The organism is Mycobacterium sp., assembly GCF_965277065.1.
Taxonomy (GTDB): Bacteria; Actinomycetota; Actinomycetes; order Mycobacteriales; family Mycobacteriaceae; genus Mycobacterium.
In genome coordinates this window covers 333,904-357,965 of the sequence record NZ_CBDIBT010000018.1, presented here as the reverse complement: position 1 = coordinate 357,965, position 24,062 = coordinate 333,904, and the positions used below count along the sequence as shown (strand labels likewise).

Annotated in this window: 23 protein-coding genes and 2 pseudogenes; 14 read left to right on the top strand and 11 right to left on the bottom strand. The window is 65.2% G+C overall.

Annotated elements, in window-relative coordinates; translation table 11 throughout:
- Positions 1-61 precede the first annotated feature (61 nt).
- Together sucD and sucC are read right to left on the bottom strand one after the other, a co-directional pair.
- Positions 62-964, bottom strand: coding sequence for a succinate--CoA ligase subunit alpha (gene sucD, locus ACQY5A_RS13170; RefSeq protein WP_428340795.1), 903 nt, complete (start codon positions 962-964; stop codon positions 62-64).
- Between the two features lie 24 nt (positions 965-988).
- Positions 989-2,152 carry an ADP-forming succinate--CoA ligase subunit beta gene (gene sucC / locus ACQY5A_RS13165; protein WP_428340794.1) on the bottom strand — a complete coding sequence of 388 codons (1,164 nt, stop codon included), beginning with the start codon at positions 2,150-2,152 and terminating at the stop codon, positions 989-991.
- 258 nt (positions 2,153-2,410) lie between these two features.
- Between sucC and ACQY5A_RS13160 the strand changes: the two genes are divergently transcribed.
- Both ACQY5A_RS13160 and ACQY5A_RS13155 read left to right on the top strand, forming a co-directional pair.
- Complete coding sequence (locus tag ACQY5A_RS13160) at positions 2,411-3,436, top strand: M23 family metallopeptidase (protein ID WP_428340793.1); 1,026 nt, start codon at positions 2,411-2,413, stop codon at positions 3,434-3,436.
- 4 nt (positions 3,437-3,440) lie between these two features.
- The gene (locus ACQY5A_RS13155; protein WP_428340792.1) at positions 3,441-4,001 is read left to right on the top strand and encodes a hypothetical protein; all 561 of its coding nucleotides are present in this window, start codon (positions 3,441-3,443) and stop codon (positions 3,999-4,001) included.
- A gap of 13 nt (positions 4,002-4,014) precedes the next feature.
- Here ACQY5A_RS13155 and pcrA read toward each other — a convergent pair whose 3' ends face one another.
- The gene (pcrA, locus tag ACQY5A_RS13150; RefSeq protein WP_428340791.1) at positions 4,015-6,348 is read right to left on the bottom strand and encodes a DNA helicase PcrA; all 2,334 of its coding nucleotides are present in this window, start codon (positions 6,346-6,348) and stop codon (positions 4,015-4,017) included.
- A gap of 199 nt (positions 6,349-6,547) precedes the next feature.
- On the opposite strand from pcrA, the gene ACQY5A_RS13145 reads away from it, so the two are divergent.
- The 4 genes from ACQY5A_RS13145 to ACQY5A_RS13130 all read left to right on the top strand — a co-directional run bounded on the left by ACQY5A_RS13145 (position 6,548) and on the right by ACQY5A_RS13130 (position 9,157).
- A complete protein-coding gene (locus ACQY5A_RS13145) occupies positions 6,548-6,856 on the top strand; it encodes a chorismate mutase (protein WP_428340790.1) in 309 nt (102 codons plus the stop codon).
- Positions 6,857-6,937: 81 nt separating this feature from the next.
- A complete protein-coding gene (gene pgi / locus ACQY5A_RS13140) occupies positions 6,938-8,602 on the top strand; it encodes a glucose-6-phosphate isomerase (RefSeq protein WP_428340789.1) in 1,665 nt (554 codons plus the stop codon).
- A 31-nt stretch (positions 8,603-8,633) separates the two neighbouring features.
- A complete protein-coding gene (locus ACQY5A_RS13135; protein WP_428340788.1) occupies positions 8,634-8,897 on the top strand; it encodes a type II toxin-antitoxin system Phd/YefM family antitoxin in 264 nt (87 codons plus the stop codon).
- Positions 8,894-9,157, top strand: a complete 264-nt coding sequence (locus ACQY5A_RS13130; RefSeq protein WP_428340787.1) for a type II toxin-antitoxin system RelE family toxin — start codon at positions 8,894-8,896, stop codon at positions 9,155-9,157. The genes ACQY5A_RS13135 and ACQY5A_RS13130 overlap by 4 nt, the downstream gene beginning before the upstream one ends.
- Before the next feature lie 104 nt (positions 9,158-9,261).
- Here ACQY5A_RS13130 and ACQY5A_RS13125 read toward each other — a convergent pair whose 3' ends face one another.
- The 3 genes and pseudogenes from ACQY5A_RS13125 to ACQY5A_RS13115 form a co-directional block, all read right to left on the bottom strand.
- On the bottom strand, positions 9,262-9,756 hold the full coding sequence (locus tag ACQY5A_RS13125; protein WP_428341500.1) for a zinc finger domain-containing protein: 495 nt from the start codon (positions 9,754-9,756) through the stop codon (positions 9,262-9,264).
- A gap of 126 nt (positions 9,757-9,882) precedes the next feature.
- A pseudogene (locus tag ACQY5A_RS13120) lies at positions 9,883-10,125 on the bottom strand (DNA-formamidopyrimidine glycosylase family protein); the annotation flags it as partial.
- Positions 10,126-10,141: 16 nt separating this feature from the next.
- Entirely contained in the window at positions 10,142-10,531 is a 390-nt protein-coding gene (locus ACQY5A_RS13115; protein WP_428340786.1) for a phage holin family protein, read from the bottom strand.
- 187 nt (positions 10,532-10,718) lie between these two features.
- Here ACQY5A_RS13115 and ACQY5A_RS13110 point away from each other — a divergent pair, with 187 nt between their 5' ends.
- The 3 genes from ACQY5A_RS13110 to ACQY5A_RS13100 all read left to right on the top strand — a co-directional run bounded on the left by ACQY5A_RS13110 (position 10,719) and on the right by ACQY5A_RS13100 (position 13,853).
- Positions 10,719-11,621, top strand: a complete 903-nt coding sequence (locus tag ACQY5A_RS13110) for an AurF N-oxygenase family protein (protein WP_428340785.1) — start codon at positions 10,719-10,721, stop codon at positions 11,619-11,621.
- Positions 11,618-12,790 (top strand): DUF4873 domain-containing protein, encoded by a 1,173-nt coding sequence (locus ACQY5A_RS13105; RefSeq protein ID WP_428340784.1) that lies wholly within the window; start codon positions 11,618-11,620, stop codon positions 12,788-12,790. The genes ACQY5A_RS13110 and ACQY5A_RS13105 overlap by 4 nt, the downstream gene beginning before the upstream one ends.
- A 196-nt stretch (positions 12,791-12,986) precedes the next feature.
- A complete protein-coding gene (locus tag ACQY5A_RS13100) occupies positions 12,987-13,853 on the top strand; it encodes a TIGR03619 family F420-dependent LLM class oxidoreductase (protein WP_428340783.1) in 867 nt (288 codons plus the stop codon).
- A 3-nt stretch (positions 13,854-13,856) separates the two neighbouring features.
- On the opposite strand, the pseudogene ACQY5A_RS13095 reads toward ACQY5A_RS13100, so the two are convergent.
- The 3 genes and pseudogenes from ACQY5A_RS13095 to ACQY5A_RS13085 form a co-directional block, all read right to left on the bottom strand.
- Positions 13,857-14,504: pseudogene (locus tag ACQY5A_RS13095) on the bottom strand (enoyl-CoA hydratase/isomerase family protein); the annotation flags it as partial.
- 92 nt (positions 14,505-14,596) lie between these two features.
- Complete coding sequence (locus tag ACQY5A_RS13090) at positions 14,597-15,217, bottom strand: flavodoxin family protein (protein WP_428340782.1); 621 nt, start codon at positions 15,215-15,217, stop codon at positions 14,597-14,599.
- Positions 15,210-15,632, bottom strand: coding sequence for a GlcG/HbpS family heme-binding protein (locus ACQY5A_RS13085; protein ID WP_428340781.1), 423 nt, complete (start codon positions 15,630-15,632; stop codon positions 15,210-15,212). Before ACQY5A_RS13085 ends, ACQY5A_RS13090 begins: the two co-directional genes overlap by 8 nt.
- 186 nt (positions 15,633-15,818) lie before the next feature.
- Between ACQY5A_RS13085 and ACQY5A_RS13080 the strand changes: the two genes are divergently transcribed.
- Positions 15,819-16,076, top strand: coding sequence for a DUF7218 family protein (locus tag ACQY5A_RS13080; protein WP_428340780.1), 258 nt, complete (start codon positions 15,819-15,821; stop codon positions 16,074-16,076).
- Between the two features lie 156 nt (positions 16,077-16,232).
- Here the strand turns inward: ACQY5A_RS13080 and ACQY5A_RS13075 are convergent, their stop codons facing one another.
- On the bottom strand, positions 16,233-18,164 hold the full coding sequence (locus tag ACQY5A_RS13075) for a fumarylacetoacetate hydrolase family protein (RefSeq protein ID WP_428340779.1): 1,932 nt from the start codon (positions 18,162-18,164) through the stop codon (positions 16,233-16,235).
- A 19-nt stretch (positions 18,165-18,183) separates the two neighbouring features.
- Between ACQY5A_RS13075 and ACQY5A_RS13070 the strand changes: the two genes are divergently transcribed.
- Together ACQY5A_RS13070 and rnhA are read left to right on the top strand one after the other, a co-directional pair.
- The gene (locus tag ACQY5A_RS13070) at positions 18,184-18,822 is read left to right on the top strand and encodes a glyoxalase (RefSeq protein ID WP_428340778.1); all 639 of its coding nucleotides are present in this window, start codon (positions 18,184-18,186) and stop codon (positions 18,820-18,822) included.
- A complete protein-coding gene (rnhA, locus tag ACQY5A_RS13065) occupies positions 18,819-19,295 on the top strand; it encodes a ribonuclease HI (RefSeq protein ID WP_428340777.1) in 477 nt (158 codons plus the stop codon). Before ACQY5A_RS13070 ends, rnhA begins: the two co-directional genes overlap by 4 nt.
- Here rnhA and ACQY5A_RS13060 read toward each other — a convergent pair.
- Complete coding sequence (locus tag ACQY5A_RS13060; protein WP_428340776.1) at positions 19,277-21,541, bottom strand: ATP-dependent DNA ligase; 2,265 nt, start codon at positions 21,539-21,541, stop codon at positions 19,277-19,279. The genes rnhA and ACQY5A_RS13060 overlap by 19 nt on opposite strands.
- Positions 21,542-21,677: 136 nt before the next feature.
- On the opposite strand from ACQY5A_RS13060, the gene ACQY5A_RS13055 reads away from it, so the two are divergent.
- Entirely contained in the window at positions 21,678-23,204 is a 1,527-nt protein-coding gene (locus ACQY5A_RS13055; protein ID WP_428340775.1) for a mannitol dehydrogenase family protein, read from the top strand.
- The gene (locus ACQY5A_RS13050; RefSeq protein WP_428341499.1) at positions 23,204-24,061 is read left to right on the top strand and encodes an HAD family hydrolase; all 858 of its coding nucleotides are present in this window, start codon (positions 23,204-23,206) and stop codon (positions 24,059-24,061) included. The genes ACQY5A_RS13055 and ACQY5A_RS13050 overlap by 1 nt, the downstream gene beginning before the upstream one ends.
- The last annotated feature ends 1 nt before the right edge of the window (position 24,062 follow it).

The following is a 24,062-nucleotide window of genomic DNA, read 5'->3' as shown; positions in this document are numbered from 1 at the left end:
CAGGCCTCCTGACAAGTGTTAGTTCGTCAGGCTAACCGAAACCTGTAACGTGTTCCAATTCCTAGCGGCTCTCCAGGATCTCCCGGGCGAGGGCGGCGGTCTCCGACGGCGTCTTGCCGACCTTGACCCCGGCGGCCTCCAGCGCTTCCTTCTTGGCTGCCGCGGTTCCCGACGAACCGGACACAATGGCGCCGGCGTGGCCCATCGTCTTGCCTTCCGGCGCAGTGAATCCCGCGACGTAACCGACGACCGGCTTGGACACGTTGGCCTTGATGTAGTCGGCCGCACGCTCTTCGGCGTCACCGCCGATCTCGCCGATCATCACGATGATCTTGGTCTCGGGATCCTTCTCGAAGGCTTCGATGGCATCGATGTGGGTGGTGCCGATCACCGGGTCACCGCCGATGCCGATCGAGGTGGAGAAGCCGAAATCGCGTAGCTCGTACATCATTTGGTAGGTCAGCGTGCCCGACTTGGACACCAGCCCGACCGGCCCGGACCCAGAGATGTTGGCCGGGGTGATGCCGACCAGGGCCTGTCCGGGAGTGATGATGCCGGGACAGTTCGGGCCGATGATCCGGGTCTTGTTGCCCTTCGAGAGGTTGTACGCCCACGCATACGCGCTGTCCTGCACCGGAATTCCCTCGGTGATGACAACCAACAGCGGGATCTCGGCGTCGATGGCCTCGATGATCGCGTCCTTGGCGAAGACCGGCGGCACGAAGATGATCGAGACATCGGCACCGGTTTTTTCGATGGCCTCGGCGACGCCGCCGAACACCGGCAACTCGACCAGCTCATCGTCGACGTTCTTGTGCGCGACGGTGGTGCCGGCCTTGCGGGCGTTGACGCCGCCGACGATGTGCGTGCCGGCCTTGAGCATCCGGGCGGTGTGCTTGGTGGCCTCGGATCCGGTGATGCCCTGGACGACGACCTTGTTGTCCTTTGTCAGGAAAATAGCCATGTCGGTCAGCAGTCCCTTTCAGTCTCAGGCGCTTGCCAGCTCGGCGGCCTTGTCGGCGGCCTCGTCCATCGTGGGCACCAGCGTCACCAGCGGATGCTTGGCCTCGGTGAGGATCCGCCGGCCTTCGTCGACATTGTTGCCGTCGAGGCGCACCACGATCGGCTTGTTGGCGTCGTCACCCAGAATCTCCAGCGCCTTGACGATGCCGGTGGCGACCGCGTCGCACGAGGTGATGCCGCCGAACACGTTGACGAAGACGCTTTTGACCTGCTCGTCGCCCAGCACGACGTCGAGACCCGCGGTCATCACTTCGGCGGAGGCACCGCCACCGATGTCGAGGAAGTTGGCCGGCTTGACGCCGCCGTGCTTCTCGCCCGCGTAGGCGACGACGTCGAGGGTCGACATGACCAGACCCGCGCCGTTGCCGATGATGCCGACCTGGCCGTCGAGCTTGACGTAGTTGAGGTCGTGCTGCTTGGCCTTGAGCTCCAGCGGGTCGGTGGCGTCGCGATCCTCGAACTCCAGGTGGCCGGGCTGGCGGAAGTCGGCGTTGCCGTCCAGCGTGACCTTGCCGTCCAGCGCGAGGATCTGATCGTCAGGCGTGCGGACCAACGGGTTGACCTCAACCAGGGTGGCGTCCTCGGCGACGAACACGTCCCACAGTTTGGAGATGGTCACCGCGGCGGCGTCGAGAACTTCGGCCGGCAGGTGGCCTTGCTCGGCGATCGAGCGGGCGAATGCCTCGTCAACACCCTTGACCGCGTCCACCGAGACCTTCGCCAGCCGCTCGGGCTTGGTGGCCGCCACCTCTTCGATCTCCACGCCGCCCTCGACCGAGCACATGGCCAGGTAGGTGCGGTTGGCACGGTCCAGCAGGAAGGAGATGTAGTACTCCTCCGCGATGTCACTGGCCTCAGCGACCAGCAGCTTCTTCACGATGTGGCCCTTGATGTCCAGGCCGAGGATGTTCTTCGCGTGGTTGTAAGCGTCTTCGGCGGTCGCGGCGTACTTCACGCCACCGGCTTTGCCCCGTCCACCGACCTTGACCTGCGCCTTGACCATGACCGGGTGACCGATCTCTTCGGCGATGGCTTTGGCCCCTTCGGCGGTGTCTGTGACGCGGCCGGGTGTGGTTGGGACACTGTGCTTGGCGAACAGCTCTTTTGCCTGGTACTCGAAAAGATCCATGGGCTCACTTCTGTGTGTCGGCCTGTGTGCAAGCGAGTCAGAGGTTTTCCGTTGCTCGCTTGCGGGAACTGTATCGAGACGGCCAGAAGGTTCCATCGTCGGCATCGGTTGATGTGGCAGATCTCACCGAGGGCCGGGGAGTGATTCGAATCACATTCCCGGGTGGACTTTTGGCTAAACTTGCGATGCCTCGCGCCCGCCGGTTAACGTCTCAGGGTCCAGATAACGTTATGGTTACGGCTCGAAGGACAAATCACGTTGACCCAGCAAATCCCGGCTCCGGCTGCTGTCCAAAGAGGCCACTCGGCGTCGCGTCAGCGCAGGTCAACCAATCCCCGCAACGAAGTCACCGACATCATCCCGTTCAACGAATTCGGCAAACTGGCCGATTCGGACTTCAGCGACAACTCCGCTTTCGCGAAAGAGGCGCAGGTCCTCAGCGCCCCCGAGCTCGATGATCTCGACGACACGGACAACCTCACCGTCTTCGATCTCGCTGGGCCCAGTCCAACCGGGCGCCGCCTCAGCCCGCTCGAGCGGGGTAGCAACCGGGCCCGCGACGAAGCCGAATCACCTGTCGGTCGCGGGCAGCACCGCAAACAGCTCGGCGGACCCACTCGCGGCCGGATTTTGATCGGCTCACTGGCCGCCGGCGCCGCCGCAGCCGCCGCTCACTCCGCCACCGAAGCCCCGGAGCACTCCAAAGCGCAGACGGTTCTGGCCGCCCAATCCGCCGCGACCGGACCGATCAGCACCTCCGACGGCGGCATGCAGATGGTCACCGTGCAACCGGCCGCCAACGTCGCCGTGCACAACGCCGAGTTGGCTCACGGCGTCGCATTCGCCGAGGAGCGCGCGCAGCGTGAGGCCCGACTGCAGCAGCCGCTGTTCGTGATGCCGGTCAAGGGCATCTTCACGTCCGGATTCGGCTACCGGTGGGGCGTGCTGCACGCCGGCATCGACCTCGCCAACTCGATCGGCACCCCGATCCACGCCGTCTCCGACGGCGTCGTCATCGCCGCCGGCCCGACCGCGGGCTACGGAATGTGGGTCAAGCTTCGCCACGCCGACGGAACCGTGACGCTCTACGGCCACGTCAACACCACCATGGTCAGCGTCGGTCAGCGGGTGATGGCGGGCGACCAGATCGCCACCGTCGGCAACCGCGGCAACTCCACCGGCCCGCACCTGCACTTCGAAGTTCTGCTGGGCGGCAGCCAGCGGGTCGACCCCGTGCCGTGGCTGGCGAAGCGCGGCCTGTCCGTCGGTACCTTCGCCGGTTGAGCCGTTGACCGACCCGAGCAATCCCAGCCCGGCAGCGCGTCCATCGAACCCTGAAACACGCATCATCCGGCGCGCGCCCACCGGCCCGATGCCGCAGGCCGCCGACGAGGCCCGCACGACGCACATCCCGCGCCCGCCCGCCCCGCCTCAGCAGCCAAAAATTCCGCAGGCCCCCGCGCACGCCCCTTTCGGTGAGCCCAGCCGGACTACGGCGGTGGCCGCGGCGGCGGTCAGCATCGTCAGCGGCTGGGCCACCTCGGTGGTGGCGACCGACCTGATCGCTGGCTGGTGGCACTCCGACCGGCTTTTCTGCGTCGCGGTCGCGTTCTTGGCGCTGGTGTTCGCCCTGTCCACGATTTCCGGGGTGATCCTGCTGCTGCTGCGCCAGCCGCTGAGCCGGTGGCTGATCATTGCCGGGGCAGGCGTCGCGATCCTGACATATTTGGGTGTGTTCATCGCGGATGCCCGGGTGGGCTGGATTGTCCATATGCTGCCGATTCTGCCGGTCAGCAGCGCCGTGCTGGCGTTCCTGCCCCGCACCCGCGACTGGCTGCTCGAAGACTGACTTTCTTGACGCGCTAGAGCTTCGCCACCGGGGCGTGGTTGTGCATCAGCTTGACCCGCCCTGAACTGCCGAAGTCGATCAGCGACATCGCGGACTCGCCTACGCCCGACACCTCTTCGACTCGGCCCAGGCCGTACTTGTCGTGGGTGACCCGGTCCCCGGGCGCCAGCACGATCAGCGGACGCTTGCTGCCCCCGCCGCTTCGGCTCGGCGACGGACGCGGTAGGCCGAACCGGCCGGCACCGCTGACCGGCGCGCTGAACGACGGAGTCGGGTCGGTGCGCCGCCAGTCGATCAGCTCCTGCGGAATCTCGCGCAGGAAACGCGATTCCGGGTTGAGCATCGGCTGTCCCCACGACGAGCGAACCTTGGCCCGACTGAGGAAAAGCCGCTCACGCGCCCGGGTGATCCCGACGTAGGCCAGTCGGCGCTCCTCGGAAAGCTCCGTCGGATCGCCCAAAGCCCGCATGTGCGGAAACATTCCGTCTTCCCAGCCAGTGACGAACACGACCGGGAACTCCAACCCCTTGGCGGTGTGCAGCGTCATCAGCGTCACCAAACCGGCTGTCTGCTCGGGAATTTCATCGGTGTCGGCGACCAGCGACACCCGCTCCAGGAACTGCGCCAGCACACCGGTGTCCGGCACGTCCTCGTCCACCGGGGCGTCGTCGAGCGCCGCGGCGTTGGCCAGGTCGGTCGCGAATTCGTGTGCGACGCTGACGAGTTCGTTGAGGTTGTCCAGCCGGGCCAGGTCCTGCGGGTCGGACGACGACTCCAGCTCCGTGCGATATCCGGTGCGCTCGAGCACCGCCTCGATCAGCTCGCCGAGGTCGCCTTCGGACGAGGCCAGCTTGGTGCGCAGTTCGTCCATCATCTCGACGAAACCCGCAATCGCCTTGGCCGACCGGGTGTTCAGCAGCGGAACCTTGCCTTCGGCGGCGACCTCCAGCGCATCGGCGAAACTGAACCCGGTGTTCTCGGCGTACACCGCCACGCACGCCTCAGCGCGATCACCGATACCACGCCGCGGCGTGTTGAGGATGCGACGAAGGCTGACCGCATCGCCGGGATTGTCCAGCACCCGCAGGTACGCCACGATGTCGCGAATCTCGCGGCGCTCGTAAAACCGCACTCCCCCAACGACTTTGTAGGGAATGCCGGCACGGATGAACACTTCTTCCACCGACCGCGACGAGTTGTTGGTGCGGTAGAAGACGGCCACGTCGTTGTAGGTGAGAGCGCCGCCTGAGGCCAGCGCATCGATCTCCTCGGCGATGAACCGCGCCTCGTCGTGCTCGTTGTCGGCGACGTAGCCAACGATCAGCTCGCCTTCACCGGCGTCGGTCCAGAGCCGCTTTTCGCGACGGGCCGGGTTGCGCGAGATCACCGAGTTGGCCGCCGACAGGATGTTCTGGGTGGAGCGGTAGTTCTGCTCGAGCAGGATCGTGGTGGCGTTCGGATAGTCGCGCTCGAAGTCTTCGATGTTGCGGATGGTGGCTCCGCGGAACGCATAGATCGACTGGTCGGCGTCGCCGACCACGCACAGCTCGCCGGGCGGCACACCATCATCGCCGGGTTCGAGGTCGCGGCCGACCAGCTCGCGCACCAACACGTATTGCGCGTGGTTGGTGTCCTGGTACTCGTCGACCAGGATGTGCCGGAAGCGCCGACGGTAGTGGTCGGCGATTTGCGGGAAGGCCTGCAGGACCGCGACCGTCTCCCCGATCAGGTCGTCGAAGTCCAGCGCATTGGCCACCCGCAGGCGCTGCTGGTATTCGGCGTAGACCGCGGCCACCGTGCGGGCCAAGTCGTCGGTGAGGTCGTCCTCGGACAGGTTGGCCAGTGCCTGCTGTGGGTCGATCAGTTCGTTCTTCAGGTTGGAGATGGAGTTGGCCATCAGCCGCGGTGTATAGCGCTTGATGTCGAGGCCCATGTCCTTGCCGATCATCTGCAGCAGACGACGCGAATCGTCGGCGTCGTAGATCGAGAAGTTGGAGTTGAGGCCCGCGATCAGCGACGCCTGGTTGCGCAGGATGCGCACGCAGGTCGAGTGGAAGGTCGACACCCACATAGATCTGGCCCGCGGGCCGACCAGCGCCACGACCCGTTCCCGCATCTCCGCGGCGGCTTTGTTGGTGAAGGTGATCGCCAGCACCTGACCGGGTCCGACGTCACGCGCCGCCAACAGGTAGGCGATCCGCCGGGTCAGCACGGCCGTTTTGCCGGAGCCGGCGCCGGCGACGATCAGCAGCGGCGAGCCCTCGTGCAGCACCGCCCGGCGCTGCTGGGGGTTCAGACCATCGAGAAGTTGATCGCCTTCGGATTCGGCCACGTGCTGCACACTCATAACTGGTCCAACCTACCGCCGTTTGCCGACACCTTTGCGCCGGAACGCCTGCAAGTGGCACACTCGTTTCGTGCTCAATGCGCAGTGGCGATTTTTCTACGGGTACCGGCCGACGGTGCCCGTGGTGTAGCTGCTTCCCAGAGCCCCGCGGTCCGTTTCCGGATCCGGGGCTCGTCTCTTGTGTGAGGCCCGAAACCGGATGACACCGCAACAACCTCCACACAACGAGATTCCGGAGTCTGACATGACCATCGAAACAGAACAACCCATCGACATCGACGCCCTGCGGCTGGAAATCGACCGGCTCGACGCCGAAATCCTGGCCGCGGTCAAACGCCGCGCCGAGGTCTCCCGCGTGATCGGCAAAGCGCGGATGGCCTCCGGCGGCACCCGGCTGGTGCACAGCCGCGAGATGCAGGTCATCGAGCGTTACAGCGAACTCGGCGCCGAGGGCAAGGATCTGGCCATGTTGTTGCTGCGGCTGGGCCGCGGCCGGCTCGGTCACTGAGCAAGCCGGTTCGCCACCCGTTCACCGTGCCTTCAGCGTCGGCACCGACGCGGCCCGGTCGACCTGACTAGGGTCTGAGGGATGACTGCGGTTGACCAGATCCCTGACATCTCAGCGACCCCGGCATGGAGTGCGCTGCAACAACACCACCGGCAGATCGGTGGCACCCATCTGCGCGAGTTCTTCGATGACGACCCGGACCGTGGCCGCGAGTTCAACGTCACCGTCGGCGACCTGTACATCGACTACAGCAAACACCGCATCAACCGCGACACCCTGCGACTTCTGATCGAGCTGGCGCACGCGGCCGAACTCGAGCGGCACCGCGACGCGATGTTCGACGGGACGCACATCAACGTGTCGGAGGACCGCGCAGTGCTGCACACCGCGCTGCGGTTGCCGCGTGACGCCACCCTGACCGTGGACGGGCAGAACGTGGTCGCCGATGTGCACGAAGTGTTGGACGCGATGGGCGATTTCACCGACCGGCTGCGCAGCGGCGAGTGGACCGGTGCAACCGGAAAGCGGATCAGCACCGTCGTCAACATCGGCATCGGCGGCTCGGACCTCGGCCCGGTGATGGTCTACCAGGCGCTGCGGCACTACGCCGATGCCGGCGTTTCGGCACGTTTCGTCTCCAACGTCGACCCGGCCGACCTGATCGCGAAGCTGGCTGACTTGGACCCGGCCACAACGCTTTTCATCATCGCATCCAAGACCTTCACCACGCTGGAGACGCTGACCAACGCGACCGCGGCGCGACGCTGGCTGACCGATGCGCTCGGCGACGACGCGGTGGCCAAGCATTTCGTGGCCGTCTCAACCAACAAGAAACTGGTGGACGAGTTCGGCATCGACACCGACAACATGTTCGGCTTCTGGGACTGGGTGGGCGGACGCTATTCGGTCGACTCGGCGATCGGGCTCTCGGTGATGGCGGTGATCGGCCGGGAAGCGTTCGCGGACTTCCTGTCTGGGTTCCATATTGTCGACGAGCATTTCCGGACCGCGCCGCTGGAGTCGAACGCACCGGCGCTGCTCGGCCTGATCGGGTTGTGGTACTCGGACTTCTTCGACGCGCAGGCCCGTGCGGTGTTGCCGTACTCCAACGACATGGCCCGCTTCGCCGCGTATCTGCAGCAGCTGACGATGGAGTCCAACGGCAAGTCGACTCGCGCCGACGGCACGCCCGTTACCACCGACACCGGCGAAATCTTCTGGGGTGAACCGGGAACCAACGGCCAGCACGCGTTCTACCAACTGCTGCATCAGGGCACCCGGCTGGTTCCGGCTGACTTCATCGGCTTCAGCCAGCCCACCGACGACCTGCCCACCATGGATGGCACCGGCAGCATGCACGACTTGCTGATGAGCAATTTCTTCGCCCAGACCCAGGTGCTGGCGTTCGGCAAGACCGCTGAGGAAATCGCCGCCGAGGGCACGGACGCAGATGTGGTGCCGCACAAGGTGATGCCGGGTAACCGGCCGACGACCTCCATCCTGGCGACCCGGCTCACCCCGTCGGTGTTGGGCCAATTGGTCGCGCTCTACGAACACCAGGTTTTCACCGAGGGCGTGGTCTGGGGCATCGACTCGTTCGACCAGTGGGGCGTCGAGCTGGGCAAGACGCAGGCCAAAGAACTACTGCCGGTGCTCACCGAAGATGCTTCTCCGCCCACGCAATCCGACAGTTCGACCGATGCTCTGGTCCGCCGGTATCGCGCCGAGAGAGGCCGGGCAGGTTAGAGCTTTTGTACGTTGCTGTACAATGCCGTTCATGGCCTCAGGTGTCATCCCGGTCTCCGAATTGCGCGAGCAGCTCGCAGCGGTGATCGACGAGTTGGCCGTGCACGGCAAAGCAATCAAGCTGACCCGGCACGGCCAGCCGATCGCTGTGCTGATGGGATATCAGGCATTCGAGGCACTTCTTGACGATCTGGATGATGCCGACGACTATCGCGCACTCGCCGAACACGACTCGCATCAAGATCACGACACGATTCCGTGGGAACTGGCTAAGCAGGACCTCGGCATCGGGTGACCTATCAGGTCCGCAGAACGCGCCGTGTCGAACGCGAGATTCGGGCAATCGAAAAGCGCGACCGACTTCGTATCGAAGGCGTCATCGCACTGTTGGCGGAAAATCCCCGACCACCCAGAGCCACGAAACTGGTAGGTCAACGCAATCGATGGCGGGTCCGAGCCGGTGATTACCGGATCGTCTACGAGATCGAGGACGATGTCCTGAGCATTCTTGTCATCAGGGTCGCTCACCGACGCGAGGTGTACCGCGATCCTTAGCCGAGGTGGCGACGAGCGAGACTTGACGCCCGCGGTGGCCCCTCGAACGTCGAGTCTCTGGGCGGGATCGCAGCTACGAGGAACAACAAGTCGACGCTCGACGTCTATTTCAGCAGACGCGACATCCGCCGGTCGGCCAGCACCTTGCCGCCCGTCTGACACGTCGGGCAGTACTGAAACGACTTGTCAGCAAACGACACTTCGCGAACGGTGTCGCCGCACACCGGGCACGGTAAGCCGGTGCGGGCGTGTACCCGCATGCCGGAACGCTTTTCGCCCTTGAGCGTGGCGGCCTGTTGGCCCACCGACCGCGATACGGCGTCGGAGAGCACTGACACCATCGCGTCGTGCAGAGCGGCGAGTTGGGCTTCATTGAGTTTCGCGGCGGTGGCAAACGGCGACAGCTTGGCGACATGCAGGATTTCGTCGCTGTAGGCGTTGCCGATCCCGGCGATGACTTTCTGCTCGGTGATGACGGATTTGATCCGGCCGGTGTTTTTGGCGAGCAGCTTGGCCAGGTCGTCGGCACTGAGGGTGAGTGCGTCGGGTCCCAGCGTGGCGATGCCGGGGACTGTCTGCGGATTGTCGACGAGCCACACCGCGAGCCGCTTCTGGGTGCCCGCCTCGGTGAGGTCGAAGCCTGGCGCCTCGCCGGGTGGGCCGAGGTGGACGCGCAACGCGATCGGGTTCTTGCCCGGTTTGAGCGGCGTCGCGGACAGCTTGTCCGACCAGCGCAGCCAGCCGGCCCGGGACAGGTGGGTGATCAGGATCAGCTCGCCGGCCCGCATGCCCAAGTATTTGCCCCAGCGGTCGGCCCCGGTGACGGTCAGTCCGTGCAGGGCGTTGATCGGCGGCGCGAAGGTCTTGAGCACCGACAGCGCGGCGACGTCGACACGGCCGACCGCCTTGCCGACGGCGTGCTGGCGAAGGTAGTCGGCTAGCGCCTCGACTTCGGGGAGCTCGGGCATGTATCCAGTGTGCCGTTCAGCGACGGGAAGTGCGGACGACCAGCGACAGCACCCAGCTGACGATCGACAACACGATGGCGGCCTTGATCGCGGTCCACCAGAACTGGTCGATCGCAAGGCCCCAGTGCGTGGTGTTCTCGGTGATCCGCGCGGTGATCCAGAGCATCAACGCGTTGACGACGATGTGAAACAGGCCCAGCGTGAGGATGTAGAGCGGGATCGACAGGATCTGCACGATCGGCTTGATGAAGGCGTTGACCAGACCGAAGATCACCGCGACGACCAGGATGATGCCGATTCGCTGCAGCCAGTTGTCGCCGCCGACGAAGTACAGTCCGTGGACGAATTTGGTGACCACCCACAGCGCGAACCCGGTGACCGCGGCGCGGATGACGAAGGCTCTCATGCGGGTGAAGGTACTCCGCGTGGCCTAGCAACTGGGCGTCTGTAATCCAACCGTGCTGGGCGGCGTCTCCATCTGGTCGAACCGCAAGTACCCGGTACCGCGGGTATTGACATCTCCGCGTCCGCTCCCTACCGTCTGGACATACATCGATGAAGACGTGGGCTACGCGGCGTGAGGGAGCGGCATGATGACCAGTGCGGTAAAGCCGGCGGGGCGCGGGCGTGAAGACTTTTCCGACCGTCTCCTCAAGGGCTCGGTCAAGAAGTCCTACGAACCGGTGGTCGACATCGACTGGAACGCCCCCCTGGACCCGGACAAGTTCTACCTTCCCCCGCGCGTGGTGTCGCTGTACGGAACGCCGTTGTGGGACAGCATGACTCGTGCTCAGCGCATTGAGTTGTCCCGCCAGGAATTGGTGAACACGCTGTCGGCGGGCATCTGGTTCGAGAACATCCTGAACCAGGCGCTGCTGCGCAAGATCATGCACACCGACCCCACCAGCAGCGCAACTCATTACGCGTTGACCGAACTCGGTGACGAAACCCGTCACATGGTGATGTTCGGCAAGGCCATCGAGCGGGTGGGGGCCAAGCCGGTGCGTCCGCGGCTCTACCACAGGATGATCATCAACACGCTGCCGTTCTTCTTCCGTGGATCGGTGCTCTGGGTCGCTGCGCTGATCGGTGAGGAGATCTTCGACTCACTACAGCGCCAGATGATGGACGACCCCGAGCTGCAGCCGATTGTGCAGCGGCTCATGCGAATTCACGTCACCGAAGAAGCACGTCACATCCAGTTCGCGCGCGACGGACTGCGTAAACGGTCGCCTCAGATGCGCCGGCCGGAGCGATGGTTCGTCGGAAACATCAATGGACTGGGCGGGTGGTTCTTCCGCTACCTGTTCACCAACCAGGTCCCGTATGCCCGCGCCGGCCTCGACGCCCGGGAGGCCCGCAGACTCGCCCGCAACAGCCCGCACCGAAAAGAGGTGCAGGTGGCCGGATTCGCGCCGTTGGCCGCGTTTCTCTCCGAGGTCGGGTTGATGGGCCCGCTCGCGCGCCGCGGTTGGACGCGCACCAAATTCCTGTGACCCAAACGCCGGTATCCCAGCGCATTCACGGCGTCGTCCTCGTCGGCGACCCGCACGCCGCCAACGAGCTGCTGGCCGCCGGTATCCATGACTTCATGATTTTCGACCGCGAGGTGGTCAGCTCGGTGTTCGACGACGCCACCGACACTTGGACGCTCGCCGCCGAAGACGGCGAGACCTGCCGCGGGCGCGTCGTGGTCGCCTGTGCGTCGCCCTTTGTGCCTCTGGTGCCTGATGTGCTGGGCCGCAGAGACTTTCGCGGTACCACCATGCACGCGGCGATGCCCGTCGCGTCTTTCGATCCCGCCGGTAAACGGGTTGCCGTTATCGGCGCCGATTCCAGTGCTGGCGAGTTGATCGACCGGATGACCGGTTCGGGCGCGACGGTCTACGTCTTCCCGTTGGCGCCGCGCCGGGCCGTGCCACGGCTGCGTCGCGGCGTCCGCATCCCGCGCCGGCGACGCGTCGAAGTGATCTCCTCGCCTATCGAAGAGGTGACGGCGGTTGGTGTCCGCACCGTCGACGGCGTGCACCACGATGCCGACGCGATCGTCTACGGCACCGGATTCGCGGTGCGCGCCGGCCTTTCGGACCACACACTGGTGGGCGCCCGCGGCGTGACCATCCAGCAGGCGTGGACCGACGGAGCCGAGCCCTACCTCGGGGTGGCGGTGCACAATTTCCCGAACTACTTCATGCTCAGTGGTCCCGATTCCGCGGCAGCAATGCGTTACATCGTCGGCTGCCTGCAACTGCTGGGAAGGCACCGGCGGATCGAGGTCCGCCGCAGCTCACAGGGTGTTTTCAACGAGCGGGTTCACCTGGGTCGCCTCGCCCGGGACCTGGAGACCTCTGCATTCGAGCTGTCGTCGACTGACGTAGACGACGACTCCTACGACGGTCCGGCAACGCTATCCGCCGCCGACACCACTGAACACGTCCGAGTGGCGCTGACTGGCCATATCGAACCGATTGACGGTCACTACCACTGGCAGGGAACAGTTTTCGACCCGATACCCGCCGAGCTGGTGCGCGCCCGCGAATTGACCGTGACGGTCGGCGAACACACCGCAGCAGCTCGCATCACCGACGAGACACCGCAGGGCACGCACTCGATCGCCGGGGTCGGCGCGCCCCCGTATCCGCTTGCGCACCTGCAGTTGACCTAGCACGCGCGCCAGCGTCTGGTGTGCCTGGCTGCCTCGTTCGAGCGCGTGCACCCGCGCTTGCTCCGCGGTCTCGGCGGTAGATCGCATGCCGCTGGCCAGTTCGGCTCGGCGCTGACGCAGCTCGTTGGATCCGGCGCCGAGCAGCCTTGACGCCCGATTCGAGCATGTCGTCATCGGCCGTCCCTACTATGACCCTGTGCGGTTCAGCTATGCAGAGGCGATGACAGACCCGACGTTCTACATCCCGCTGGCCAAGGCCGCCGAGGCGGCCGGGTACGCCAGCATGACCATCCCGGACAGCGTCGCGTATCCGTTCGAGTCGGATTCGAAGTATCCGTACACACCCGATGGCAACCGCGAGTTCCTCGACGGCAAATCCTTCATCGAGACCTTCGTGCTGACTGCCGCGCTGGGTGCGGTGACATCGACGCTGCGATTCCATTTCTTTGTGCTCAAGCTCCCGATCCGCCCGCCGGCGCTGGTGGCCAAGCAGGCCGGCTCGCTGGCCGCGCTGATCGGCAACCGCGTCGGTCTCGGCGTGGGCACCAGCCCGTGGCCCGAAGACTACGAGCTGATGGGCGTGCCGTTCGCCAAGCGGGGCAAGCGAATCGATGAATGCATCGAGATCATCCGCGGCCTGACCACCGGCGACTACTTCGAATTTCACGGCGAGTTCTACGACATACCCAAGACGAAGATGACTCCCGCTCCGACACAACCGATTCCCATCCTGATCGGTGGCCACGCCGATGCTGCCTTGCGGCGCGCCGCTCGCGCCGACGGCTGGATGCACGGCGGCGGCGACCCGGAAGAACTCGACCGACTCCTCGCGCGGGTCAAACAGCTTCGCGAGGAAGAAGGTAAGACCGGCCCGTTTGAGATCCACGTGATCTCACTGGACGGCTTCACTCTCGACGGCGTGAAGCGTCTCGAAGACAAAGGCGTCAGCGACGTGATCGTCGGCTTCCGGATCCCCTACATCATGGGACAAGACACCGAGCCGCTGGACGCGAAGATCCGCAACCTCGAGATGTTCGCGGAGAACGTGATCGCCAAAGCCTAACGGCTACATCGGATCCCACACCGGCGCGCGCTTTTCCATGTGCGCTTTGGCCGCCTCCAACGGGTTGTTGGTGAAACCGGTCAGGATCTGGGTGCGGTTCTCGATCTCGATCGCATGCCGCAGGCTCGGCGCATCCAGCGCGGTGTTCAGCCCGATCTTGGTCTGCCACACCCCGAACGCGTTGTTCTCGACAATCGAGCGCGCCATCGTCAGTGCCGCCGCCATCAGCTCGTCGGGCGGCACCACCTCGTGCACCAATTTGATGCGGTAGGCCTCGTCAGCGTCGATGATGCGTCCGGTCAGCATCAGTTCCCGTGCCACGCCCGCCCCGACGATCTTGGGCAGCAGATAGCTGGTGCCCATGTCCATCGACGAGAACCCCGCCTTGATGAACACCGAGCCCAATCGGGCGTTCTCCGAAGCGATCCGGATGTCGGAGTGCAGCGCGAATGCCAGTCCACCGCCGACCGCAACGCCGTTGACGGCGGCGATCACCGGTATCGGCAATTCGTAGAGCCGGAGGTAAAGGTTGGCCAGTCGCACCTGGGCGTCGTAGCTGTTCTTGAACACGGGCGTGTGCGGCGCGTTGTTCGTCCAGGCCTCCCCGGTTCCACTCAGGTCAGCACCCGCGCAGAAGCCACCCCCCGCGCCGGCCGGTTCAACGTCACTCCGGCAATGCTGTCTTCGAGCGTTTCCAATTCGACGGCCGACATAGGCCAACCGTAAGCGAACGCCCCCCGAGGTCAGGACGGATACGGCGGATATTGAGCGGCCTTCAAGAGGCGGGCCAGGTGCGCGGCGTTACGGGCGGCATTGGCGGTCGCCGAGGCGGTGGCATCCGGCACCTGGTCGAGGTCGTTGTAGTCGGTCTTGCCCATCGCCGGACCGTTCCAGTAGGTGCAGCCCTGGGCGGGGATGGTGAAACCGACGTCATTGAGCGCCTGGAACACATCGGCGACGATGTGGTGCGCGCCGTCCTCGTTGCCGACTACCGCAACGAGGGCAACTTTGGTGAGCAGGATCGGCCGGTCCTCGTCGTCGGTTTCGGCGAGCTCGGCATCGAGCCGTTCGAGTACGCGCTGACCCACACTGGGTGTCTGCCCCATCCAGGTCGGCGTCGCGTAGACGAGAATATCGGCCGCGAGAATTTTGTCCCTGATGACCGGCCATTCGTCACCGTCGCCCATGTCCTTCTCGACACCCGGCCTGACGTCGTGGTCCACCACCCGGACCGTCTCATTGCTGACACCGTACTTCTGCAGTTCCGCCTGAACATGCTCGGCGATGAGCTGGCTACTTGACGGCGCTGGTGAGGGTTTCAGGCTGCACACCAGCGAAAGGGCGGTGAGTTCCGGTTCAGTCATGGCTTGTGGTTGTCCCTTCCTGGAGAGCGCTGGCACCCGCTTCGGCAACGGTCTGGTCTTGATCGCCGTCTCCGCCGCTGCCCCCGATGATTTTTCCGTTGCGCTGCAGGGGGATTCCGCCCGCGAAGATCATCACCCGACCACCGTTACTGGCGTGGATACCGAAGAACGGTCCGCCGGGCTGACTGTTGTCGGCAAGGTCCTTTGTCTCGATGTCGAATGACCGCGCCGTCCACGCTTTGTTGATGCTGATGTCCATGCTTCCGAGCCAGGCGCCGTCCATTCGCACATGCGAGACGAGGTTGCCGCCCGCGTCGACGACGGCGATGTTCTGCGGCTGATGAATTTCCTCGGCGCGCTTCTCGGCCGCGGCGATGACCGATCGGGCATCAGCGAGGGTGATGGTGTCAGACATGCATGTTCCTTCCAAAGAGTTGATCAGGGTTGTCAGGGAGGCCGCGCTCAAGCCGCATGCCCGCATCGGGGATGACCAATGGGAGTGTTTGCCCGGTGCAGGGTTTGCCCAAACAGCCATCCGGTTTCAGCAGGCGCGACGCGGGAATCCTCTGCGCAGTAGAACATCGTTTGATGGAGGTGCACGATGCCGAACTCGTCGATCAAAAACGAGAAGATGTACGAAGATCTGCGCAAAGAAGGCAATTCGAAGGAGAAGTCCGCGCGGATCTCCAACGCCGCAGCGGCTCGCGGCACGAAGGCAGTAGGCCGCAAGGGCGGCAAAGCCGGCACCTACGACGACTGGTCGGTCGCCGATCTGAAAAAGCGCGCCAAAGAACTGGGCGTCACCGGCTATTCAGCGCTCACCAAAGACAAGCTGATCGCCAAGCTACGTAGTCACTGAGACAATTGCGGATCAGCTACCACGCTGTGCTGCAACCGAAATCAGAATTAGTCGGCCATCCGGCCACAGGGTTTCGGGCAATCTCGCGTAGCATTACCTGGCGTTGTCTCTCCAGGACCCCGACGACATCAACCTCGAGCTGGTCACGGCACTGCCCTACCCGTGTTTGGCCAACCAATCAGCTTGCATCGCCAACAGTCCCATCGCCGGCAATTGCGGCGTGTCGGAGTCGAGTTCGCGGTATCGCGTATAGACGTTGATCACTACGCGTTCGGCATCGAGCCAGCTCGCATACTCGCCGAGATCGATAGCGTCGGCCGCCTCCACGAACGACAGGCCCTTGCGATAAGCGGTCTCAGCCTGCTCGGCGACGTGGGCGAGATATCCGCGCACGCCGCGGATTCCCTCCAGGTCGGTCACTGGGCCGTGGCCCGGCACCACCGTCACAGGGTCGAGCGCGATCATGGCGTCACACGCGGCGACCCAGTTGGCGATGGGGCCGGACCACACGATCGGGGTGCAGCCGATGAACAGCAAATCCCCGGCGAACAGCACGCCGGCATCCGGCACATGCACGACCGAATCGGCGGCGGTGTGTGCCGGACCGAGGTTGAGTATCTGCACCTCGCGCCCGCCGACCACGATGGTGAGCCGGTCGTCGAAGGTCTGATCGGCGTTGCGCAGCGTGATCCCGCCGAAATCGAAGGGGCCGAACCGTTCTCGCAGGTATGGCGTCGCGACGGGGCCGAGGTCGGCGTTCGTGGCCATCACCAGCATCTCAGGCGCCATCCCGTGGGCGATCTCATCTGCGGTACCCGTCGCGGCGATCACCCGCACCGACGGGTCCAGAAGCTGGTTGCCGTGGGTATGGTCTCCGTTGGAATGGGTGATCAGCGCGTCCGTGATCGGTGCGCCCGCGGTGAGCGGCGACATCGCGTCCAGCATCTCGCGGGTCAACGGCAAGTCGAACAGCGTGTCCACCAGTAGCGATGCCCCGTCGCCGACGACCAGACCCGCGTTGCTCCAACCGAACCCGCCGTCCGGCAACAGCCAGGCCCACACCCGCTCGCCGACCTCGTGCAGCCCACGGGTGTACGGAATTCTCGCCGGCGCGGGGTTGACCCGTGGGGCCGCAGGCCTGGCATCCGGGTTCGGCCTTGGTGACAGTGGTTGCGGCGCAGCGGTTTTCCGCACTGTCTGCCGTGTCTCACCCAGCCCCTCCACCCGTAGCGTCACGGTGTCGCCGTCGTGCAGCCAGCCGCGGAAGGACTCCGGCGCGGTCGGATCGAGGTGCTCGACGAGCGTGCAGGTCGGCACCGTGCCCGAGCCGAAAACGTCTCCCGGGGTGAGGCTCACGCCGCGCGACGCATAGGAGATGACTTCGGCGAAGCTCCAGTCCATCTGGGCCGTCGACCCGGAGCCGATCTCCTCGTCGTTGACCAGGGCGGTCACGTCGAGGCTCAGCTTGCCGTCGCGGCGATATGGCTCGAGCTCGTCGGGTGTGACCAGGTACGGGCCCAGCGTGACCCCGCTGTCCTTGCCCTTGGCCTGGCCGATCGCCAGTTGGCCTTCCAGTTGCTGCAGGTCGCGCGCGGACCAGTCGTTGAAGATCATGTAGCCGACGATCGCCTGTTCGGCTTCCTCGACCGTCAGGTCTTGGCCCGCGGTCCCGACCACCGCTGCCACTTCCAATTCGAAGTCCTGCCAGACACTTCCGGGGGCCATCGGCGCATCATCGTAAGGACCGAGAACGGTGCTGGGACAGGCGAAGTAGAACGCCGGGATGCGGTACCAGGTGTCTTTGAGCACCCGCCCGCCGCCCATGGCCGCCTGACAGTTGCGCATGTGGTCGAGAAAACACAGGCTGTCCCGGATCGACGGCGGCCGCAGGATCGGCGCCATCAGCGTCACCTGCGCGAGCGGCACCGGCTCCGAGCGCAGCGCGTGCTTTCCCGCTTCGGCCAGCGCACCGGCACCACGCCCGATCAACTCGAGCAGCGTCGCGCCTGGTTGCAGCGGGTGGATCGCATCGCCGGACAGCACCCCGGTTCGTTGGCCGTTGTCGTCGCGAAAGGTCAGCCATCGCATCGGGATACCGTATTCGACTATGACCATCACCGTCGCCGAAATCGAGGTCGCCGACCCCGCGGACGCCTGGAGGCGAGCCGGGTTCAGCGTGGACTCCGATGACGTCTGCCGCGTCGGCGGCGTCGACATTCGGCTCACCGGACACGCCCGCGACACCGGCATCGTCGGGTGGTCGTTGCGTGGACTGCCGGATGGCGCGGCGGGTGACCTCGACGGCATCCCCACGACGAGGTCCGATGGGGTCGTACCGATGCCGGCCCTGCACCCGAACGGCGTCACCGACATCGACCACGTCGTGCTGTTCTCGCCCGACCTGGGCCGGACCGTCGACGCGCTGGCCGCGATCGGAGTCGAACCCCGTCGGGAGCGCGACGCCCAGCTCGGCGGACGCCCGATCCGCCAGATCTTCGTCCGGTTCGGAGACGTGATCGTCGAGGTGGTCGGATCGCCGGACACCGCGAGCGAAGGACCGTCGACGCTGTGGGGGATCACCTATGAAGTCGCGGACATCGACGCCACCGCTGCCTTCTTCGGCGACCGCACGGCACCGATCAAGGACGCGGTGCAGCCGGGCCGCCGGATCACCACTCTGCGGCACCACGATCTCGGAATGTCGGTCCGGTCGGCGATGATCTCAGCGCCTATTCTCGGCACGTGACCGATCCAGCCGACCGCCCCGTCGTCATCCATACCGACGGCGGTTGCCGGCCCAACCCCGGGCCCGGCGGTTGGGGGGCGGTGCTGCGCCACGGTGAGCACATCCGCGAGATGTGTGGTGGCGAGTCCGGGGAAACCAGCAACAACCGCATGGAGTTGACCGCGCCGATCATGGCTCTGGAGGCACTCACCAGGCCCGTGACCGTGCACCTCTACACCGACAGCACCTACGTCCGGAACGGCATCACCAAATGGGTGCTCGGCTGGGAGCGCAACGGCTGGAAGACGGCGGCCAAGCAGCCGGTGAAGAATGTCGATCTCTGGCAACGACTTCAGCTGGCCTGCGCCGGACACCGGGTCGAGTGGTTCTGGGTGAAGGGACACTCGGGAGTCGCCGACAACGAGTTGGCTGACGAATTGGCAACGCGGGGAATGGAAGAGGCGATCGGCGCCGACTACTCCCGGACCACCTGACCGGTTTCTTTGTCAGGCCGCAGCCCACGCCAACTGGGTTGGCGCAGCCGGTCATCCGACGTCCACTCGCTGTAGCGGACCTCGCCGACCAACGTCGGCCGCACGAAGGTCACACCCTTGGCGTCTTGAGTGGAAAGCCTTGCATTGAAAGGTGACTCATCGGTGTGTAACGGTTGGAGCGTCTTCTTCAGACTGGCCAGATCGCGATCGGTGAACCCGGTACCGACGCGACCGACGAACCGCAACCCGTGGTCGGCCGGGATACCCATCAGCAACGAACCGATCCCGCTGCTGCGCCCGCCCTCACCGGCACGCCAACCGCCGATGACGACTTCCTGGGTGTTCCAGTACTTGTCCTTGACCCACGACGTCGAACGGCGCCCCGGCTGGTACGTGGAATCACGCTTCTTGGCGATCACGCCTTCCCACTGATGTGTGCGCGAGTACTCCAGCGCCTCGGCGCCGTCGCCCGACAGCAGGTCGGGCACGCTCAGACCACCGGCAGAAGCCAGTGTTTCCAACAACTTTCGCCGGTCACGATACTTCGCCCGCAGCAACGATCGCCCGTCGAGATACAGCAGGTCGAAGGCACGAAACTCGATGCGGGTGGCACGTGCCCGGTTCTGCATCTCGGAGAATCGGGGCACGCCAGACGCATCGAGCGCGACGACCTCGCCATCGAGCACGGCATGATGATCGGCGAGATCGGTTGCCAGTGAACGAAGTTGCGGAAACTCCCCGGTCAGGTCGCGCCCGCTGCGCGATCGCAAGCGTATCTCGCCGTGGTCGGCGTCGACCAGCAGTCGATAACCGTCCCACTTGGCTTCGAAGGCCCACTGAGTGGCCTTGAGCTTCGCCACCGAGCCGTGGGTGGCCAGCATCGGTGCCAGCCCGTCGAAGTCGAAGACGTGCTGGTCTTTCATTCGGTGCGCCAGCCACTGCTTGCCGTCGGTCTGGATCAGCGCGTAGCGGCCCGAAATTCGTTGGCCCTGCAGGGTCACGATGACTTCGCCCTTTTCTCCGGTGTCGTGGAACTTCTCGGTGTCGTAGGTGCCCGAATCCCAGATGACCACCTTGCCGCCGCCGTACTCCCCTTTCGGAATCGTGCCCTCGAAACCCCCGTACTCCAGCGGATGGTCTTCGGTTTGGACCGCCAGGTGATTGACCGCGGTGGTCTCCGGCAGATTCTTCGGCACCGCCCACGACACCAGCACGCCGTCGCGTTCGAGGCGGAAGTCGTAGTGCAGCCGACGGGCATGGTGCTCCTGGATCACAAATGTATTGCCCTGCCTCACAGCTGGTTTGGATGTAGGGACCGGCTCCGGGGTCTTGGCGGCGTCGCGCATGCTGCGGTACGTGGTCAACCGGTCAGGCGTGCGCACGTCGGCATCCAGCGCCGCCAGCAGATCCCCGTCGCGTTCGACGCGCTCGAGCACTTCGTCGTAGCGCAGTTGACGCAGCTCGGTGTCGTCGAGTTCGTCCCAGGTGCGCGGCGCGGCGACGGTCGGATGTTCGCGGCCCCGCAGTGAATACGGCGCGATGGTGGTCTTCGAGCCGCTGTTCTGGCTCCAGTCCATGAACACCTTGCCGGCCCGCACGCTCTTGGTCATTGTCGACGTGACCAGCTTGGGCATCGCCGTTTCCAGTTGCTGGGCAACCCTTTTGGCCAGTACGACCGCACCGCGGCTGCTCACCGGCTTGTCCAGCGGGCTGTAGAGGTGCATCCCTTTGCTGCCGCTGGTGAGCGGGAACGTGGTCAGCCCGATGTCGGCGATCAGATCGCGCACTGCGCGAGCCACCTCGGCGAGTTGCGCCATCGTGACGCCCTCGCCGGGGTCGAGATCGAACACCAACCGGGTGGCTGGGCCCGGCTTGAGCTCTTCGCCTTGACGCGTCCACTCGGCGGCGAAGCGCCATTGCGGCACATGCACTTCCAGCGCCGCTTGCTGGGCGATCCAGGCCAAACCGTCGACGCTGTCGATGATCGGATACGTCGTTGTCCCGGATCGGTGCGAAATGCTCCCGCGCGCCAGCCATTCCGGCGCCGAAGCGGCCAGCTGCTTTTCGAAGAACGACGACTGTTCGACGCCGTTGGGCCAGCGCTTTCGGGTGGCCGCGCGGCCGGCAATGTGCGGGACCATCACCTCCGCGATATCGGTGTAGTACTCGAATATTTCGGACTTGGCGGTGCCGGTCGCCGGGTACAGGATCTTTTCAGCGTTGGTCAGCTTCACCCGCGGCGCCATGGTGCCAACTTACGCCGCGACTTACCCCCTCTCACCACCTCTTATGACGGGGCGATGACGAGCTAGTGACGCAGGACACCGTGACTTGACACACTAAAACGTTTGAGTGCCCGCGACCTGGACACATAAGGGGTGCATGCGAAAAGTAATACCCTGGCGGCCAAGCGCCGGAGTACCGCTGTGTAACGACACTCTCGAACTGCACTCTCAGTCGCAGCACATCGACGTGCCGACATACGACCGCTCCGCGCTGCAACGCGGCATCGTCCACATCGGCGCCGGCAACTTCCACCGGGCCCACCAGGCCGTGTACTTCGACGACCTGGCCAACTCGGGTGTCTCGAACCAGTGGGGAGTCACCGGCATCAGCCTGCGCTCCAGCGAGGTGAAGGACGTGCTGACGGCCCAGGACGGGCTGTACACCGTCGTGGAGCGCGGCCAACAGGGCGAGACGGCCCGCGTGGTCGGCTCGATCGGCTCGGTCCACTACGCACCCAACGACGGCGCGGCAGTTCGTGCCGCGTTGGCAGACCCCCACACCCGGGTGGTCAGCCTGACCATCACCGGCAACGGCTACTTCCTGGACCCGGTCACCCGCGAGTTCGACGCGAGCAATCCCGACGTCCGGGCCGACCTCACCCAGTCATCGGGCAGCTACGTCACCGCGTGGGGGTACCTGACCGACGCGCTGGAGATGCGTCGCCGGGCGGGAACCCCGCCATTCACGGTGCTCTGCTGCGACAACATTCCCGACAACACCGCGGCGGCGCGTACCGCACTGGTCTCGTTTGCCGCCCTCAAGGATCCCGGGCTCGCCCGCTGGATCGACACCTATGTCGCGTTCCCGTCGACCATGGTCGACCGGATCACCCCGCAGACGTCGGAGTCCGAAGTCGAATTCGTCCGGAAAACCTTCGGGATCGCCGACCAGTGGCCGGTGCTCACCGAGCCGTACAGCCAGTGGGTCATCGAGGACAGCTTCTGCGACGGCCGCCCGCCGCTGGACGAGGTCGGCGCTCAGTTCGTCGCCAGCGTGGACGACCACAAGCTGGTGAAAACCCGTCTGCTCAACGGAACTCACATCTCGATGTCGTGTCTGGCCACGCTGGCCGGCTATCGTCGCACCGACGAAGCGATGGGCAACGAGATCATCTACGACTACGTCGAGCAGTTGATGCGCGATGAGGTTCAGCCGCTGCTGCCGGCGGTGCCTGGGATGAACACCCCCGAGTACCGTGAGTCGCTGCTGGTGCGGCTGAGCAATCCCCTGATGAGCGACCAGCTGTCGCGTCTGGCGCGCCGCGGATCGGAGAAGATTGCGTCGTTTCTGCTGCCGTCGCTGCATGAGGCGATCGAGCAGGACCGTCCGCACACGCTGCTGATGCTTGCCTTGGCCGGGTGGATCCGCTACCTGCGGGGCACCGACCTCAAGGGTTGCGCGATCGAGGTCGACGACCCGGAGAAAGACCTGCTGATCAAGTTGGCGACGATGGACGGCAACAACCCTGACGCGCTGCTGCGGCATGAGATCTTCGCCGAACTTCGGCTGATTCCTGGATTCGTGGACCGTCTGCGCGCGATGATCACTGCCATCGACGAAAACGGAGTGGAGTCCACCCTGCGCCGATCGCTGCAGGACGACCTCGAGGAGCTGGTGTCATGATGAGCCAGCCCCTGGCGTTCGTGCGCCCGTTCGACCCCGCGTCGATCACGACACTGCTGTTAGACGCCGACGACAACCTTTTCCCGTCTGAGTCGCCGGCGTTCGACGCCTCGGCCGAGGTCACCACGCAGTTCCTGGCCAGGTTCGGCGTCAACTCGCCGCTCAGCGGCGACGAGTTGCGGAAGAAGGCCGTGGGCAAGAACTTTCGCAGCACCGCGACCGATCTGGCCGTGCTGAGCGGAATTCCGTTCGAGAAGGCGCTGGCCGACGGTCGTCCCGACGCGCAGATGGCGTCGGGCAATGACATCGCCGATGGTCGCGCGCTGACCGCCGACGAACTCGAGACGTGGGTGCGCCGAGAGCGCGAGCAGGTCACCGCGCACCTAGCCGTGACCCTGAAGCCGGACCCCAACGTGCTTGGGCCGCTGCAGGATCTGGCACCTCGGTTCGCGATGGCCGCGGTCAGTTCCAGCGCCCTTGCTCGTCTGAAGGCATCCTTCACCGCCGCCGGCCTCGACCCGCTCGTCCCCGAGGCGGTGCGCTTCAGCGCGGAAGACTCGTTGCCGGTGCCGACCAGCAAGCCGGACCCCGCGGTGTACCTGCACGCCGGTCGGGTGCTGGGGGTCGAGGGCTCGCACGGGCTGGCCGTCGAAGACTCGGTGCCCGGCGTGACCTCCGCCGTCGCCGCGGGCTACTACGCTGTCGGTAACGTGATGTTCGTTCCTGCCGATGAACGGCAAGACCGCACACGCGAATTGCTCGACGCGGGCGCTGTCGCCGTCACCGACTCGTGGCGCGCCCTCGCCGATTCCCTGATTCTGGCCGCTGTGACGAGTGGAGGTTCCGCGCTCGGCTAGG